General features: G+C 46.0%; 11 protein-coding genes. 7 read left to right on the top strand and 4 right to left on the bottom strand.

The features are described 5' to 3' along the window. Positions 1–31 precede the first annotated feature (31 nt). On the bottom strand, positions 32–670 hold the full coding sequence (locus JGK07_RS01855; RefSeq protein WP_293223826.1) for a transaldolase family protein: 639 nt from the start codon (positions 668–670) through the stop codon (positions 32–34). Positions 671–1,304: 634 nt separating this feature from the next. On the opposite strand from JGK07_RS01855, the gene JGK07_RS01860 reads away from it, so the two are divergent. Then, on the top strand, positions 1,305–1,532 hold the full coding sequence (locus JGK07_RS01860; RefSeq protein ID WP_293174374.1) for a hypothetical protein: 228 nt from the start codon (positions 1,305–1,307) through the stop codon (positions 1,530–1,532). A 365-nt stretch (positions 1,533–1,897) separates the two neighbouring features. Here JGK07_RS01860 and JGK07_RS01865 read toward each other — a convergent pair whose 3' ends face one another. Beyond that, entirely contained in the window at positions 1,898–3,061 is a 1,164-nt protein-coding gene (locus tag JGK07_RS01865) for a quinone-dependent dihydroorotate dehydrogenase (RefSeq protein ID WP_293174371.1), read from the bottom strand. Between the two features lie 360 nt (positions 3,062–3,421). On the opposite strand from JGK07_RS01865, the gene JGK07_RS01870 reads away from it, so the two are divergent. Beyond that, positions 3,422–6,340, top strand: a complete 2,919-nt coding sequence (locus tag JGK07_RS01870) for a GAF domain-containing protein (RefSeq protein WP_293174368.1) — start codon at positions 3,422–3,424, stop codon at positions 6,338–6,340. Between the two features lie 136 nt (positions 6,341–6,476). Here the strand turns inward: JGK07_RS01870 and JGK07_RS01875 are convergent, their stop codons facing one another. Next, the gene (locus tag JGK07_RS01875) at positions 6,477–6,935 is read right to left on the bottom strand and encodes an ABA4-like family protein (protein ID WP_293174365.1); all 459 of its coding nucleotides are present in this window, start codon (positions 6,933–6,935) and stop codon (positions 6,477–6,479) included. Positions 6,936–7,185: 250 nt separating this feature from the next. On the opposite strand from JGK07_RS01875, the gene JGK07_RS01880 reads away from it, so the two are divergent. After that, entirely contained in the window at positions 7,186–8,199 is a 1,014-nt protein-coding gene (locus JGK07_RS01880) for a leucine-rich repeat domain-containing protein (protein ID WP_293210366.1), read from the top strand. A gap of 245 nt (positions 8,200–8,444) precedes the next feature. Here the strand turns inward: JGK07_RS01880 and JGK07_RS01885 are convergent, their stop codons facing one another. Then, positions 8,445–9,944 (bottom strand): NAD(P)/FAD-dependent oxidoreductase, encoded by a 1,500-nt coding sequence (locus JGK07_RS01885; RefSeq protein ID WP_293189280.1) that lies wholly within the window; start codon positions 9,942–9,944, stop codon positions 8,445–8,447. A 211-nt stretch (positions 9,945–10,155) separates the two neighbouring features. On the opposite strand from JGK07_RS01885, the gene JGK07_RS01890 reads away from it, so the two are divergent. From JGK07_RS01890 to JGK07_RS01905, 4 genes are all read left to right on the top strand, one after another. After that, positions 10,156–11,865, top strand: coding sequence for a hypothetical protein (locus JGK07_RS01890; RefSeq protein WP_293223828.1), 1,710 nt, complete (start codon positions 10,156–10,158; stop codon positions 11,863–11,865). Positions 11,866–11,980: 115 nt separating this feature from the next. Next, on the top strand, positions 11,981–12,976 hold the full coding sequence (locus JGK07_RS01895; protein ID WP_293174353.1) for a pentapeptide repeat-containing protein: 996 nt from the start codon (positions 11,981–11,983) through the stop codon (positions 12,974–12,976). 187 nt (positions 12,977–13,163) lie between these two features. Then, complete coding sequence (locus tag JGK07_RS01900; protein WP_293223830.1) at positions 13,164–16,505, top strand: HEAT repeat domain-containing protein; 3,342 nt, start codon at positions 13,164–13,166, stop codon at positions 16,503–16,505. A 189-nt stretch (positions 16,506–16,694) separates the two neighbouring features. Further along, entirely contained in the window at positions 16,695–17,264 is a 570-nt protein-coding gene (locus JGK07_RS01905; RefSeq protein WP_293189284.1) for a HEAT repeat domain-containing protein, read from the top strand. The last annotated feature ends 26 nt before the right edge of the window (positions 17,265–17,290 follow it).

The raw sequence follows: 17,290 nt of genomic DNA on the forward strand, positions 1-17,290 counted from the left end.
CAAGTTTGGATTTGCCCTTTATCTACATGAGCTAATAACTAATTCCTCGCCCGTTTTTGGCAAATTCATCAACTGTTTGCTGCGACAATTCGTGAACGGCCATTGCTTGCAACACATCCAAAGGCAATGTCAAATGATGCGCGCCCGCTAATAAAGTCTTCACCGCTTCTTCCGGCGACTTAATACTGGCTGCCAAAATCTCTGTATTCGTTCTCTTTAAAACATTTGCCATATCCCGCACTAAGGCAAAACCATCTCCCAACAATCGGGTGGCACGATTCACGTAGGCGATCGCATATTTGGCGCCGGCTTCTGTGGCAACAACGGCCTGGGCTGCACTGTAAATAGCCGTCACTGCACAAGGAATTTCCGGCGACAAATGGGCTACTGCTTGGAAGCCCGCCGCCGTTGCTGGAACTTTCAAAACTGTCTGTTGTCCAATTAATCCAAAAGCTGCCTTTCCTTCTACTACCATGCCATCAAAATCAGATGCTGTTAGCTGATAATAGACTTCCCCGGAAATCAGTTGTGCCAGTTGTTTTAGTGTCTCTTCAGGAGATAGCTCGCTTTTTGCCAAAAGTGTGGGATTAGTAGTAATTCCCGCTATCCACCCGAACTTGCTCGCCCGTATGGCTTCCGCTACAATTGCTGTATCAACATAAATCGCCATCGGCTCTACACCTTCAGTTTCTTAATATTTTCCAGACCCTTGCTTTCAGCTTGAGAGCGATCGCAGTCAAATTAATTGTTAAGCTTTAACCATATCAGAATTTCGGAAATATTACTGTTAAGTAAATATAACAATTCAGTGATGTGCATCACTGGCAGTGTGTGAGTTAGGAATGCTTCAACAGTTGACAGTTGACAGTTGACAGTTGACAGTTTAAGAGCGACCTCTACCTAGAAGGAAGAGGATTGGAGTAATGAATAGCGTGATTTTAATTTCTCCCGGGCGGGCGGGCTTTCAACCAATTCTGTCTGGTAATATCGTGCCTGCGGTCACGAGCGCAATGAAATTAGTTTGTATGGAGGACTCGCATTCCTCACTCAAAACCGGATCGCGGTTATTTTATCGGAAAATACGAGGTATTAATTCAACAGGACTTACCCAAAAAGAATGGGTTTCTGAGGGAAAGTGCATAAGTGCTGTTGAAGATATCTGATAACTGAACTCAAAACTTTCAAGTCTCTTGGTAACTGCGATTCTCGGGGACTGAAAAATTTACTTCCCAAATCCCGGATACAGATAAGTTGTATTTGTAGTCATGGTTATGTATCTAATCACTCAAGGAGGTGACTCAGAAATGACTGAAAAAGAAAATCAGCACCCACAAATCAGATTTGAGGCGTCTTCTGAACCAGCCCAATCGCAAAAAGCACCAGCAACCGCTGACGAATTTTCGGCAAATGTTCAGTCTGAAAATGCGTTTCAACTTATTCAAAATATCCAACAAGACAATTTAAAAGCTCTAGAACGTTTCTTGATGGCGAGCATAGATTGGAAGATTTCAGAATTTTCTAAACGCAAGTAATTTAGGGAGCGCTACCGCAACTGGCGAGTTCTGAGTTGTGAGTTGCGTTGGCAATTTTGTTTGACTCAAAACTGACAACTCTTGAACTTAAATAATTTGCTGTTCTTGATAAACAACCCCGTTTGTAGTGAGGACTTTAGTCCTATTTTTAAGGGCTAAAATCTTGAACGCAGCGCTCATAACTTTTATTTTATTACTCTTGAAAAAGTGCTTGGATAAGCTGCTATTTTGGTGTCAGATTATTATGTAAGCATTTTTTTTAAGTGCTGTACTCAGATCCAGGTATGTAGTTGCGCTTCAGCGCTCTTTCTTTATATCTATGAAAGAGCGCTGAAGCGCAACTACGTACCTTGAAAAATGTTCGACTATTTAATATTTTCCGAACCAACGGCCTCTGAAATTGAATTAAATCCTTTTTCTTCTAACTTTTGCAGCAAGCCTGCCAAAATTCGGCGTACCATCCAAGGCCCTTCGTAAACCCAACCTGTGTAAACTTGAATTAAACTCGCACCGGCGGCAATTTTTTCCCAAGCATCTTCGGCGGTGAAAATGCCACCTACTCCAATTATTGGTAATTCGCCTTTGGTATATTGCCAGATAAATCTGATTACTTCTGTCGATCGCACTTGCACTGGTATTCCGCTAATTCCGCCCGCTTCTTCGGCGATGGGTTTGCCTGTTTCTGGCAAGATTTGGGTTTTCAATCCGTCGCGGCGGATCGTGGTGTTGGTGGCGATAATTCCTGCTAGTTGGTAGGTTTTTGCTAAGTCGAGGATGGATGCGATCGCCTCTGGTTCCAAATCCGGCGCAATCTTGACTAAAATTGGCTTGATTCCCCGATTTTCTTGTTGCAAAGTTTCCAAAATTGTGCTAAGCCCAGCAGCATCTTGGAGCGATCGCAATCCAGGCGTATTGGGAGAGGAAACGTTGACTACAAAATAGTCGCCCCAATCTTTGAGCAGCTTAAAACTCTCCAAATAATCGGCTGCGGCCAGCTCTAACGGTGTTACCTTAGATTTACCAAGATTGATGCCCAAGGGGAAAGGAGGCTCAGGCATGGGGCGCGAGCCGTCTAATTTTAACTTTTTCTGTGCTTCCTGAAACCGGGCTGCCATTGCCGCGGCTCCTTGATTGTTAAATCCCATGCGGTTGAGGGCTGCACTGTCAGCAGACAAGCGAAACAACCGAGGTTGGGGATTTCCCGGCTGCGCTTGGGAGGTGACTGTACCGAGTTCGGCAAAGCCAAAGCCAAAATTTGCCCAAATGTCCGCAGCTACGCCATTTTTATCAAATCCTGCGGCTAAGCCGACAGGATTTTTAAAGCTCAGTCCCCACTTCGATTGTTCGAGGCGAGAATCTTGGACTCCCAAAGATTTCTGCAATCGAGAGAGCATTTGACTGGTGGCAGGATTAGACTGGGTTCGGGCTGCTATTTCTAGAACTTGAAGAGTGCGGTTGTGCAGCCACTCGGCATCGGTTTTCAATACTGAAAACAACAGCGGGCGCACACCTAATTGATAAATATCCAATGACTTGTCCTGGGGCTATTGACAAATGAGAAATCAGAAGGGAAATAAAAATAGTCAGCAGGAGACTGGAAAGGGGGAGTATCTCAGTTTTGCCTTGATAGTGCTGTCCCCGCTCGCTTGCGGTTATAACCAAGCGAGCCGGGACAGCACTATATATATACAATAAAATGCTTTTTATAAAAATGAGCTACTCCCCTGGGAAGGTGAGATTTTTACTTTTACTGCGATCGACCGGATCGACATTTTAGATTGAAGCATAATTTAGACGACTATATTATAGGTTGATTCTTTTCCATTTTAAATTTTGAAATTTTTAAGTTTGTAAGTTGAAATTGGACAAAGGTGTGGGGAATCTGGGACATGGGGCAGGAGCAAAGAGCGAAGGATTTAGACGAACAAATCGCGGGGCTGGAGCGCGTGCTCCAGACTCTCCGAGAAGAGGAGAATGTGGAAGTGCTGCTGGAGACGGCACTCGGTTATTTGCAAGCGGAATTTGACTGGCGGTTGATTTGGATCGGGTTGTACGATCGACAGGCGCACCGATTGTTAGGGAAAGGCGGCATGACTCCTAATGGCGACTTGTCTTTTCTCAAACAGCGGTTTTCCCTGACTCCCGGGGATTTGCTGGAACAAGTGGTGATTCAGCTCCGGCCCGTGGGAGTCCCGGATTTGCGATCGGAAAACAGGGCCGGAGAATGGCGCAAAGCGGCTCAAACTTACAATATTCAAGGCACGACTCTGTTTCCGTTGCGCTACAAAGACCGCTGCTACGGTGTGATTCTGCTGGGGACAGACGTGTGGGGTTCTGCGCCAAATTCGGCAGAAAAAACGCAGTTGGCGATCGTATTTGGAGCACTGGCAACTGCTCTTTATCAAATAGAAAAAGATTGGCAGCGACAACAGGTCAAACGCCCGGATGAGTCTCTGTTAGCACTGATTTCGCAGTTGCGGGAATTGCGATCGCTCGACCAATATTTGCAAGCGGTAGTCGAACAAGCCCATGAATTTATTGAGCCGACGCGCACTAATGTTTATTGGTTCGAGCGAGAGCGGCGCTATTTTTGGCGCCGAGTTAGCAACCGCCAAATTGCTCCTGGTTTGGGCCAGATCCGACCGGCTTCGGGCATTACTGTGCAAGACTTGGGCGAATTTTATCAGGCTTTAGCGGCCCAACAAATAGTTTGGATCGGTGAATCTCACAGTTCTCTGAAAACTGAGCTGACGGGGCGGTTGATGCAGCAAATTCGCGCTCGCTCTCTGTTGGCGGCGCCGATTGTTTTGGAAGGGGAATTGTTGGGATTTTTGGCAGTGGAAGCTGGCGAGCCGCGGATTTGGCAAGACAATGAAAAACAGTACCTGCGGGGAGCGGCGCAATTAGTGGCTCTGACGGCTCCTCTGTCGGAAATGGAGGAGAGGATTGAGCAAACACAGCTCGATCGAGATTTAACTGCCGGAATAGCTCGCGCCATCTACAGCGATGCTGACTGGGAGGCGACTTTGAAAAATACGGCGGAGCAGTTGTGCTCTCGGCTCAAGTGCGAATACTTTTTGCTGTTGTTGTACAGGGAAGAACAAAATCGCTTTGAAATTGTCTCCCAAAATCTGCCCCGCAACCGCAGACAAGTACCGTCGCCACTCAACGCCCTTGATGTGGCTGATGTGGGGCTGCTGCAAGAAAGCGCGGAACCTCTGGCGATCGAAAATTGGGAGGAAGACGGGCGGTTGGGCGCTTGGCGGGAAGTGCTGGCGGAAGCGGGGGTGCGATCGCTTTTGGCATCGAGCACTCGCACAAAACAGTCCGAGGGAGAAAACCCCAGTCGAAAATCGAAAATCGAAAATCGAAAATCGATCGAGGGTTTGCTGGTTGTCGGGCACAGCGCAACTCGCACTTGGAGGCGATCGGAGCGAGAATTAGTTCGAGTAGTCAGCCAACAGTTAGGATTGATTCTGCACTCCTGGCAGCAGAGTTCGGAAATTGACAAATATCAGGAATTTGAGCGATCGATCAAATCGGGTTTGGCGCTGTTGCAGCATTCGGGCGAGCCGCAATCTCCACAACAGAAATCTGTTGCTTCGCCGAATATGTTCCCAGAGTTGCCGCTGCAAAAGCTCGATCGTCATTTTGCCGAACACGTTTCCCAGACAATTGCCTGTCCTTTAGTGGCAGTAATTACTTGGAATCCCGGCCACGAGGCAGCTTCAATCTCCGCCGCAGTAGCTGCCAATCCCGTATTTGCCCTGAATCCCGAGGCGCTGATTCCTGTCCAAACAGACGCTTTGATCCAACAAACCCTGGCGGCAGGAGGCGTGCTGCAACAGAGTATGAGCCAAGTGCTGCTGGCGACAAAGCGGTGGCTGCGGAGTCCAGGAATTGGCGAAATTATGACAGTGGCGCTGCGGAGTGCCCCAGAACACGCTCCCTTGGGCATTGTGGTGGTGGCGGACGCTCCGGGCCGCCAGTGGTCGGAGTTGTCGGTGAATTTGCTGAGTTCGATGGCATCTCAGTTGGCTTGGCGGCGCAGGTATGTGGCAGTGCAATCGGCGCAGGAGTCGCAGCGATTGGATCTGGAGATGCTCAACTGGTACAAGCAGCGCCGTTTCGAGGATTTTTACCGGACTGTGGCAGCGGGCCTCAAGGAGTTGGGAGAGTTGAGCCAGTCGATTTTGCAGTCGGCGAAGGAACAAAAGGATGCTCTGAAAACCTTGCGCTACCAACAGGTTTTGCGGCAAATTGGCAATGCTTTGGGGTCAATTCATTTGGTGCTGAAACAGGAACAGTGGCGGCCGCAATTCGGACAAGATGCGGTTCCTGTGAGCGCTTGGCTGAGGCGATCGCTCGATCGCACGGCCCCCCTGGTCAAACAGTCGGGAATCTTGCTGGAAGTGAACAGAGAGACCGCTGTGTCGCTGCCTGCGGGTAAGACTTTGGGAGTTCGCGGAGATAGCATCAAGCTGGATTTGATCCTGTGCGAGTTGCTGGCGATGGCTTGCAGGCGTTCTGGAGCTGGCGATAAGATTGAGATTCGCTCTCAACTTTTGGGGGAAGAATGGCTAGAATTATCTGTGATTGATAGTGGCGAGTGCGATCGACAGTTACTTGCCGGCTTCAACGGCGGTTTTCACGGCGATATATTGGCCGTTACGTCAAATAGGTTGATCGGGCAAAATCTCTTAATTTGTCAGCGAGCGGTACGTTTAATGGGGGGAGACTTTTCCTTAGAAATCTTAGAAAATAACTTAATTGTCGCCCGCTTAGTCCTACCTCTAGCAGGTTCGTAGTCAGGACTTCAGTCCTTCTTCCAGGTTCGTAGTGAGGACTTCAGTCCGCATCCATAAATCTCAACTTAAATCCTCACCACTAAAACCTGCATCAAGAAATGGATGATTAACATCCAAACTATTGAAAACCCTCTGCTTAAACCGAAGGACTAGCAGTTTCCACCACATCAGAACTCGGGAAAAACTTGTCAGTAATCCAAGCAGTTAGAATATGAGAAAGCAATCCCATCGGCCCAGCAAACAAACACAAAGCCAAAGAATGAACAGTCCAAACACCCGTCCGTTGTCCTTCCAAATAAATCCAGCGTCCCACAAACAAATCCATCACTAAAAAATGAATCCATCCCGTAGCAGCAGCCGTTTCCTCCCCCAGAAACTTAGCAATATCTGCCAACTTAGGATTGGACAAAGCAGCCGCATTTTCTGGAGTCAGACTGCTACCAAACAAATATATGTACAAGACGGCGAGCACGGCAAACGGAATAAAGGAATTCATCACTTTGCGGGTGATTCCCCAGTTGGGCAATAAAATCATAATTGCCCAGAAAGGCAAAACGAAGACATTACCTACATCGAAAATTAGTTCTGGCGTCATAGTCGGCTGTTGGCTCCTGTAAATGAATGCAATAAACGATGTTAAGATTACTTTACACAATTTTTGCTAACATTTCTCAAAATCCGCAAAAATCCGATTCACAAATTAGACATAATTGCTAGATTTACGGGAAATGTAAGATTTACACGTGCAGGTACAGGTATGTAGTTGCGCTTGAGCGCTCTTTCATATAATAAAGAAAGAGCGCTCAAGCGCAACTACGTACCTTAAGAACTAACAGGTAAAACCTATGACAACAAATTATAATAACTTTCCCGATTGGTGTAAGCACAAAGATAATCTCTCTCCCGGCGCGAAACATACCGTAGAAATACTGTTGCAAATATCAGATACTACCGAGTGCGATCGAGCTAACGAAGTGCTTGCTAATACAACAGAAATAAATCTTAAACTTGCTCAACTTACCGATATCAGTCCCCTGTCATCTTTCACTCAACTTACTAATCTAAATCTTAGTAGCAATCAAATATCTGACCTCGCTCCCCTGAAATCTTTAACCAACCTGAAAACTCTGATAATAGATGTCAATCAAATATCAGACATCAGTCCGCTTTTATCTCTAACAAATCTGACTAAACTCGTTCTCGATACCAATCAAATATCAGACATCAGTCCCCTGGCGCGTCTAACTAATCTTGTCGAACTTGTCTTGTTTGATAACAAAATTTCTGACATCAGTCCCGTGAAAACTTTAACCAACTTAAAGGCGCTGATTCTGTACAAAAATCAAATATCAGATATCGCTCCTCTGTCAAATTTAACTGAACTTCAGACACTCTACCTTTACAAAAATCAAATATCGGATATCAGTCCGCTGGCTGCTTTGAAAAATCTCACTACGCTGTTTCTATTCGAGAATCAAATATCGGACTTAACTCCGCTGAAAGCTTTGACTAAATTAAATAAACTGGTTTTGTTTGAAAATAAAATATCTGATGTTAGTCCTTTGGCAGGTTTGACTAATTTAGTTGAGCTGAACCTTGGCAACAATCAAATTTCAGACATTACTCCGCTGAAATCATTAACTAATTTGACTCAACTTTATTTGTTCAATAATCCGATTGCTGATATCAGCGCGGTGCAAGCTTTGAATAATTTGTTTGTACTCGACTTGTACAACAATCAAATTTCCGATATCAGTCCACTGCAATCTTTGCAAAAGCTAACGACGCTTGACTTGCGCGGAAATTCGATTGTAAATAAGATTTGCCCGGTGACTCCTGAATCAATCTGTCGGTTTTAATTGTTAAGGCGGTGGCGAAATCTGGGTGGGTATGATAAGCTATCGAACGTCGGTATCAGGAGAAAGTTATGAGCGGACATGATGCTTTGATGTTAGGAATGCTGCTGTTGCCCGGTTTGGCTTTGTCGATCGCAGTTATGGGCGCTTTTGCCGCTGGTGGATAAAGTGTTCGTAGTGAGAACTTTAGTCCTATTTAAAATTATAAGAGGACTAAAGTCCTTACTACGAACCTGTGGCGGCTGGGTTTACAAAAATTGTGCTGTGATGTCGGAATTGACTAGGGTATTCGCGCACAAAATACCCGATGCTGCGACGGCGGGAACCCCGATTCCGGGCATGGTGCTGTCTCCCACCCGATATAAGCCTTTGACTGGTGTTTGCGGCCCCGGAAATGTGCCTTTTCCAGCGGCGATTGCAGGCCCGTAGGTTCCTTGATAGCGGTGCAAAAATCGGGCGTGGGTTAGCGGTGTGCCGATCGACTCCAGGACTATTCGCGATCGCAAATCCGGTATAATTTTTTCTAAAGCTTTGAACAGAGATTGCGATCGCTCTTGTTTCCTTTCCTGATAACCGCCGCCATACTCCCAGCCTGCGTAAGGTTCCAATGTATAGGCGTGAATCGCGTGATGTCCCGGCGGTGCAAGAGTTGCATCCCACACAGTCGGAATCGAAATCATGCAGGTATTTCCGGGTACTGTAATGTCAACCTTGCTGTCATGAACGACGACGTGGTGGCCGGTCAAGCCTTCGATTCCTTCGGCTTTAATGCCTAAATGCAGGTGCATGAAACTGTCTACGGCGGGCATCGATAAGGCAGTTTTTCGGTAACTTTCCGGCAAATCTTCAGGGCGCAGTAATTTTGTATAAGTATCCCAAACTGTAGCATTTGAAATCACAATTGGGGCGCGGATAATTTCGCCATTTTGCAAGCGAACTCCCGTAGTTTTACCAGATTCAACTAATATTTGCTCGACTGGTGTTCCCAATCGCAATTTTCCACCCCAGCGCTGCAAGCCTCGAACTAAAGCATCGACGATCGCACCGCTGCCACCTACAGGATACTCGATCGCCGATCGCGATCGTTCGCCAATCATAAAAGCGATCTCTGGCGCGACGGTTCCATGCGCTTTCAAGCCCGATAGCAAGAAGCACTCCAAATCGATCAAACGCCTCACCCAAGGATCTTGCACGTCCCTATCCATTAATGTACCAGCCGAACTGGCGATCGCACCTAATGACGGCAAAAGCTTCAGCAAAGCAGGCGAGTAGCGAGACAGCAACACGGGTATCAACTGCCAGTCGGATCTCAGTGCTAAAGCCGGAATTCCCCGCAAACCTTCATACAAAACTAATAAATTTTGTTGAAATTGCTGCAATTCTATAGCGCCTTGCGGTGCGAATTTAGCTACAGCATCTAAGTAATTTCTCGCATCAGCATAAACTGGCAAACTTCCCTCAGGAAAATGGTAATGCCCCAGGGGATCGTAGGCAATAGCTGCGATCGATTCCTCCAAAATATTCAAGACTTGCCGCAAAGGATTCAGCGACTGGGGGTCACTCAAACCGCAATAAAAAGAAGGCCCCGAATCAAAATGAAATCCCCGGCGCGAAAAGCTGTGAGCAGCCCCCCCCGCTATGGTGTGGCTCTCGCAGACGAGTACCCCTTTGCCGTAGCGAGCCAGCATCGCACCCGCCACTAAGCCGCCAATACCGCTGCCAATTACGATCGCATCAAAGTCTTGCATTTATCAAATGTGGTATGATTTTATTATTTATCGCTGACTCTTGACTCGCCCAAAAACGGGTACAAGTCCCCGACTTAAGTCGTGGAGATACTAAGATTTTACACTCCTGTTCGGGTTCCTTTGATTCAATGTGAGAGTAAATCTAAAATCTAAAATCTAAAATCTAAAATCTAAAATCGACTAATAGGGTATTTTTTGGGAGAGGAAAACTATGCAATCTTTATCTATTTTAGATGAAGTTGTTCGCGAATTTGAACAAGATCTCAATCTTTCGCGCATTAAAAAAATCATATTTTTTGCTTGTAAAGAAAGTTGGGAAAACGATCCGGCAAAACTCGCCAGCGCAGATGTAGGAAAGTTGATCGAAGAAATCTGTGCTAAATACAGCAGGTTAGAAGATATTGAAACAGTTTTAAACAATATCGTTGCCAAGGTTAACAAAAAAACCGAGTACGCCTTAGTCGCAGATAAAATCGTCTGCCAACTGAGCAGGCTTTACGAGTACCAAGATTTTACCAAATTAGAAACAAATATATCTAATTTTGGTGGTCACGAAGCACCTGCATTTGATGACCACTTCAATTCGCAACTGCCCGCAGGAGAGTCGCTAGAAAGAGACGCCGGAAATTTGTTTGATGTCCGACAAAAAATTGTACAGCAAACCAATCCGCTGAGAGCAAAAATCCTCATTTTTTCTACTCTTTATCACGACTTCACTTTTAGCGAGCGCGATTGGCTGCTGCTTAAAACCCAAGAACTTGACAAGCTGCTGCGACAACTATTTAATGTCTGTGGCAGCCTGGCCGAACTCGAATCTAATTTGTACGGAACTGCGGGCAAACTCGACAACACCGACGAATGCGACCAAGCAGCTAGCGTGATCATCAAAGCAATGAATCCTTGTTACGCAAAATTGCAACAGGAAGAACGCGATATAGCCGAAGATTCGGTTAGCGAAGATTCGTCTACCGAAGACTACGATCAGACGCATTTAAACAACAGTTTTTATGAAGATATTGTCCCGGTTGACAGGCGCAACGAATATTTTGAACCTGGGGATATTACTCAGATCATTCAAGCTGCTCCGGCTCACTATCATTATGACCCCCAGAAGAGTTACTTAGTGCCTGCTCCGGTAGAAAATATACAGTTTAAAGACTCAAAAACCAGCAGCAATAATCCCACTGCTGATGTCAGACAGGAATTGGTAGAAACAGACGAAGTTGCAGAAATGCCGACCATTGTCGAAAGTGTAGAACCAGCCGCTCCTGTTACTATCAATATTACCGATTCCATCAAACGCAAGTTGGGATTGGAAGAGGAAATGAAAGGCTTAGTCAGCCAAAGTGCTAACTTCACAACGGCGCAAATAGAACAAATATTCAGCGACTTAGAAGCTGCTATGAACGGAAAATTTTCTACAGAAAGTGCCGAGGAGCGTTTGTATTGGAAATATAAAAATCTCAGAAATTATGTAGCAAAAGTTCAGGGATTTACTGACAAATTAATGGAAATGCTGAGCGAAGTTGAGTCAAAAGAAAGCGGGGGTTCTCCTGCTGAAATCCAGGAGAATATTGCCGAAAATAGTTCAGCAACAGAGCCACAAAACTCTAGCCACAAACCAAATCAGTATCAGCTTGTGGAAATGGCAAAACAAGGCAAACCAAAGGCGATCGCCATTTTGATCAATCAATTGCTACAACCCAGGGGAATTACTGCCACAGCGGGATTTAAAGAGGGTTGGCTCCACGTCATTCTGGAGTCTGCCGAAGTCCCAAGCCAACAGGATACAGCTACATACATTTACAAAAAACTGGGTACTTTAAAATCACCATCTCTGACTCATGTAAAAATTCACGGGCGTCAGTTAGGCAACAAAACAGTCGATTGGACTCAAGAATTTGTGAATAAAACTAATTAAATTCCCAGATACAAATTTGGGGTTGCACAAACTTTCGTCCTTCTTTAAGAGACTATAACTACCATCAATCTCTAAATAGCAAGTAGAGTTTCTCAAAAATCAACAACAAAACAACATGAATGCTAGCGAAATTTTAAGGCGATATACATCAGGAGAACTTGATTTTCAAGGTATGAATCTGAGAGGCGTTCATCTGAGCGGTGCAGATTTAATTGGCGTCAATTTAAGCAGTGCTGATCTCTGGGGTGCCAACTTAACGATGTCATACCTGAACAGAATTAACCTTCAGCGCGCCAATTTAACTAATGCCAAGTTTTCGGGTGCTAACTTAAATCAGGCAAACTTAAGCGGAGCAAATTTGTCTGATTCCGACTTCCACGGAGCTAGTTTGCAAGGTGTAGATTTTCGCAAAGCCAACATTTCTTTGGCAGTTTTTATCGATGCAAATTTGACTGATGCAGATATGCGAGGCGTCAATTTGCAAGGTGCAGATTTACGCGGTGCTTGCTTGCGTGGTGCGAATTTCCGGAAGGAACAGCGGATTTTTGAGGGTGTAAATTTACGGGGTGCAAATTTGCAAGGTGCAGATTTGCGGGGTGTCAATTTGCTGGGTGCAGATTTGACTAAAGCTAATCTCAGTCAAGCGAATTTGACTGAAGCATCTCTGCGGGAAGCAAATTTGACTCAGGCAAATTTGAACCAAGCTATTTTAGATGGCACATTTTTAACTGAAGCAACTTTGGTAGAAGCAAATTTTTCCTGGGCTGTGATGACAAATGCTAAGTTGGAAAGAGCTGTGTTAATTGATGCTGAATTGGCTGGTGCTAATTTGCGCGGTGCGTTTCTTCCTGATGCTAAGTTGAGTAATGCTAATTTGGTGATGGCTGATTTGAGTCGTGCTAATTTGGTACGGGCTGATTTGAGTCGTGCTAATTTTAATCAAGCGAATTTGAGTGAAGCTGATTTGACTGATGCTTATCTAGCTCGAACTGATGTGCGGGATGCTATTTTGCACCGTACAAGTTTGATTAGGGCTGATTTGAGCACGGCTAATTTAGCGGGCGCTCAATTCCGCGGCACGATTATGCCTAATGGAGAATTGCACGGTTAGGAATTGGTAGTTGTTAGGTACGTAGTTGCGCTTGGGCGCTCTTTATTTCTTTATATATGAAAGAGCACAGGAATTAGGTACGTAGTTGCGCTTCAGCGCTCTTTCTTTATATAAGCAAAGAGCGCTGAAGCGCAACTACATACCTGGAAATTCTATAATCAATCTATATTCTAAAATCTACAATCAAATGGCAACACCAGTTGATTTTCCTAAATATCTGCAATCCCTAATTAAGTCCTATGAAAGCCAACCGGATCTCTACACGCTGACGGATTTACAGGTGGAGGTGCGAGTGGAAATTTCACCGGAAGATCGATCGCCCCAAACCCCAAAAAATAAACCAGAAACGAAAATAGAGCGCCTGGAAGTGCTCTCAGGAATCCGCAAATACCTGCGCGACGGAAATGTGCTGTTAGTGGGGAAGCCCGGTTCGGGAAAATCGACGGTTTTGCGGCGTTTTCGGTGGGAATTGGCACTGGAAGCACTCAAGGATTGCGATCGCCCGATTCCGATATTAGTGCAGTTGAGGAGCGATCGCTCGATCGAACAAGCAATTTGTGCCGAATTTCGCCAAGCAAAACTCAGAGTTAGTGAGGAAGTGGTGAATGATTTGCTGCTGGATGGCAAATTGCTGCTGTTGCTGGATGGCGTGAATGAGATGCCATCCAAACAACGGCGGGATGAATTCCAGCTATTTCGCGACGACAATTCCGATACGCCGATGATTTTGGCGACGCGGGATTTGGCGCTTGGCGGATCTTTGGGAATTGAGAAACAACTGGAGATGTGCGCGCTGACGAAACCGCAGATGGAAGAGTTTGTGCACAAACATTTGCCACAACATGGGGATTCGCTGCTGCGACAATTGCGCGATCGCCTGCGAGAAATTGCCGAAACGCCGTTGCTGTTGTGGATGATGTGCGAGGTGTTTGAAAGTACCGGGGAAATTCCCCAGAGTAAGGGCGAATTGTTTCAGAAGTTCGATCGCCAGTATAACGAGTTTAAGGACGATGCCTGGTTTTTGGAGGATTTTTCGCTGTTTAAGTCGGAGTTTTTGGAGCAGTTGGCTTTTGTGATGTTGCAGCAGCCTACGAAAAGCTTGGTGATTCGTCGCGATCGGGCTGGGATAATTTTGGAGGGCTGGTTGCGCGATCGGGGGGTAATGGATGCGCCAATAAAGGCAAGAAAATGGCTAAAAGATCTGCTAAAACATCATCTGTTGCAGGTGGCGGCAAAGCCGGAGGAAATTGAGTTTCATCACCAATTATTTCAGGAGTATTATGCGGGGCTGGCGTTGCAGAAACTTTTTGATGATAAGCATTCTGATGTGACGGATGATCAAAGGTTACAGCATTTCTATTTGAATTATTTTAAATGGACGGAGCCTCTGGCGTTCATGCTGTCGCTGTTGGAGGATGAGGTGCACGCGGTGCAGGCGGTGCGGGTGGTGCGGCTGGCTTTGGATGTGGATTTGATGTTGGGGGCGCGGCTGGCGGGGGAGGTGCAGCGGCAGTTTCAGAAGCGCACGGTTGGGTTGGTGGATGGCTTGGATGTGCCGGGGTGGTTGAAGGTTGAGCTTTTGGGGGAAGTGCGATCGGATGCGGCGATTCCGGGATTGCTTAAATTTGTTGAAGATTCAGACTCGGATGTGCGTAGGAGGGCGGTAGATGCGTTAGGTGCGATCGGTTCCGAGGTGGCGATTTCTGAATTGTTTAAACTCGTTCAAGATTCAGACTCTGAGGTGCGTAGTAGCGTAGCATATGCCTTTGGCGAAATAGGTTCCGAGGCAGCGATTTCTGAATTGTTTAAACTCGTTGAAGATTCAGACTCTGATGTGCGTTGGAGTGTGGCAGATGCCTTAGGCAAAATCGGTGACAAGGCAGGAATTGAGGGATTGCTTAAACTCATTGAAGATTCAGACTCGGATGTGCGTTGGAGTGGGGCCGAAGCTTTATGCAAAATCGGTGACAAGGCAGCTATTCCAGGATTGCTTAAACTCGTTGAACAATCAAACTATGCTATGCGTAGGATGGCGGCAGATGCCTTAGGCAAAATCGGTGACAAGGCAGCAATTGAGGGATTGCTTAAACTCCTTAAACATTCAGACTCTGATGTGCGTTGTAGTGTGGCAGAACCCTTAGGAAAAATCGGTAACAAGGCAGCAATCGAAGGATTGCTTAAACTCGTTCAACATTCAGAGTATTCTATGCGTAGGATAGCGACAAATGCCTTAGGCAACATCAATAACAAGGCAGCAATTGAGGGATTGCTTAAACTCCTTGAACATTCAGAATCTGATGTGCGATCGAGTGCGGCAGATGCCTTAGGTAACATCGGTGACAAGGCAGCAATTGAGGGATTGCTTAAACTCCTTGAAGATTCAGACTCTGATGTGCGTTGGAGTGTGGCAGATGCCTTAGGAAAAATTGGTGACAAGGCAGCAATTGAGGGATTGCTTAAACTCGTTGAAGATTCAGACTCTGATGTGCGATCGAGCGTAGCAGATGCCTTAGAAAAAATCGGTGACAAGGCAGCAATTGAGGGATTGCTTAAACTCCTTAAAGATTCAGACCCATATGTGCGATTGATGGCAGCCAGTGCCTTAGGAAAAATCGGTGACAAGGCAGCAATTGAGGGATTGCTTAAACTCCTTGAAGACTCAAACTATGCTGTGCGTGAGAAAGCAGCCAATGCCTTAGGAAAAATCGGTGACAAGGCAGGAATTGAAGGATTGCTTAAGCTCGTTAAAGATTCAAAATCTGCTGTGCGTTTTAGTGTGGCAAAAGCCTTAGGAAAAATTGGTAACAAGGCAGCAATTGAGGGATTACTTAAACTCGTTGAAGATTCAGACTTTTATCGTTGGAGCGCGGCAGATGCCTTAGGCAAAATCGCTAAGCAGCACACAGAGAAAATTGCCACTTATCTCCCCCACCTCCTCACCTTAATTCCCTCCAAATCAGGCAAAGAAGTTCACCACCTCATCCTCGCCATCCAAGCCGCCTGCAAATACTACAACTACCCGATTCGTCAGTTGTCCCTAACACCGCAGCCAGCCAAACCACCGCAGCCAAACGAGATCCTTGCTAAAATTGACGAAACCACCCAGCTAATCCACAAAACAACAAAAGAAATGTCTGATAAACCCACCCAGGACTTCTCCAATTCAACCTTCTACGCCCCTTTGAACTTCAGAGATAACCACGGCAATCAAGCCCAAAATATCACCATCGCCGCCCAACAATCCTCCCCTGAAGCCGCACTAAATGCAGTAGTGCAAATCATTCAGGCATTAGAAAAAAAGTATACCTACGTGCAAGACGAACAACAAGCACTCAATATTATTGATGCAGAATTTAAGGAAATCAAAGAGCAAAAACCGATCGAGTGGCAAAACCTAATCAGCCTCAAACGGCTTTACAACGGTGGCAAAAAAGCAGCAGTAAAAGTTGGCGAACACTTCACCGAATCAAACCCCTGGGGCAAAGGACTTGTTGCCTTTATCGAAGGCATATCCGAAGACGTGAATTAGCCATAGGAATTACGCACGGGAGGTTAGAAACCGGGTTTTTGCGAAGATACTTCGTTCGTACTCGAAGATTCGGTAAAAAACCCGGTTTCTTTGGCGGAGTGCGTAAGTCGTGACGAAAATTTGATAGAAAAGTAAGCGCTATCCCAACCAAAGGCTAACAGGATGATTCAAGATCCGGCAAACTATCAGATGATATTAGACACCTTTTGCACTGCGCTACAGGATGCCAGCCCCGCTATCAGGGCAAAAGCAGCAGAAGCATTGGGAAAAATGGGAGATATGGCGATGGAACCGCTATTAGTAAAAGCCCTCAAAGACACCGCCCCAGAAGTCCGCCACAGCGCCATCCAAGCCCTCGGACAACTGAAAAATGAAGCCTCAATTCCTCACCTGCTAGCAACAGGCAAAGATTCAGATAACTTTGTGCGTCAAAGTGTCGCTGAAGCATTAGGCGAAATCGGTTCCGAGGTGGCAATTCCGGCTTTACTCAAACTTGTTGAAGATGCCAACTACGATGTGCGTAAAAGTGCGGCAGATGCGTTAGGAAAAATTGGTTCCGATACAGCAATTCCTGCCTTACTCAAATTAGTTGAAAATCCTAATGCCGAAATTCGTCAAGCAAGTGCGATCGCCCTTGGAAAACTCGGTAACGAAGCCTTGATTCCAGTCTTAATCCGCTTGCTAGAAGACTCCAACGCCCACGTCAGGGAAAGCGCCGTAGATGCCTTGGGTAACGTTGCCCAATACCAAGTTGCTTAAAGAAAGTAGAAGGCATCAAAATCGCG

It is taken from the genome of Microcoleus sp. PH2017_24_DOB_U_A, assembly GCF_020738205.1.
Classification (GTDB): Bacteria; Cyanobacteriota; Cyanobacteriia; order Cyanobacteriales; family Microcoleaceae; genus Microcoleus.

What these genes read in the sequence shown, in the direction of transcription:
- JGK07_RS01855 (WP_293223826.1), bottom strand. Translation starts at nt 670, where the DNA reads ATGGCGATTTATGTTGATACAGCAATTGTAGCGGAAGCCATACGGGCG.
- JGK07_RS01860 (WP_293174374.1), top strand. Translation starts at nt 1,305, where the DNA reads ATGACTGAAAAAGAAAATCAGCACCCACAAATCAGATTTGAGGCGTCT.
- JGK07_RS01870 (WP_293174368.1), top strand. Translation starts at nt 3,422, where the DNA reads ATGGGGCAGGAGCAAAGAGCGAAGGATTTAGACGAACAAATCGCGGGG.
- JGK07_RS01875 (WP_293174365.1), bottom strand. Translation starts at nt 6,935, where the DNA reads ATGACGCCAGAACTAATTTTCGATGTAGGTAATGTCTTCGTTTTGCCT.
- JGK07_RS01880 (WP_293210366.1), top strand. Translation starts at nt 7,186, where the DNA reads ATGACAACAAATTATAATAACTTTCCCGATTGGTGTAAGCACAAAGAT.
- JGK07_RS01885 (WP_293189280.1), bottom strand. Translation starts at nt 9,944, where the DNA reads ATGCAAGACTTTGATGCGATCGTAATTGGCAGCGGTATTGGCGGCTTA.
- JGK07_RS01890 (WP_293223828.1), top strand. Translation starts at nt 10,156, where the DNA reads ATGCAATCTTTATCTATTTTAGATGAAGTTGTTCGCGAATTTGAACAA.
- JGK07_RS01895 (WP_293174353.1), top strand. Translation starts at nt 11,981, where the DNA reads ATGAATGCTAGCGAAATTTTAAGGCGATATACATCAGGAGAACTTGAT.
- JGK07_RS01900 (WP_293223830.1), top strand. Translation starts at nt 13,164, where the DNA reads ATGGCAACACCAGTTGATTTTCCTAAATATCTGCAATCCCTAATTAAG.
- JGK07_RS01905 (WP_293189284.1), top strand. Translation starts at nt 16,695, where the DNA reads ATGATATTAGACACCTTTTGCACTGCGCTACAGGATGCCAGCCCCGCT.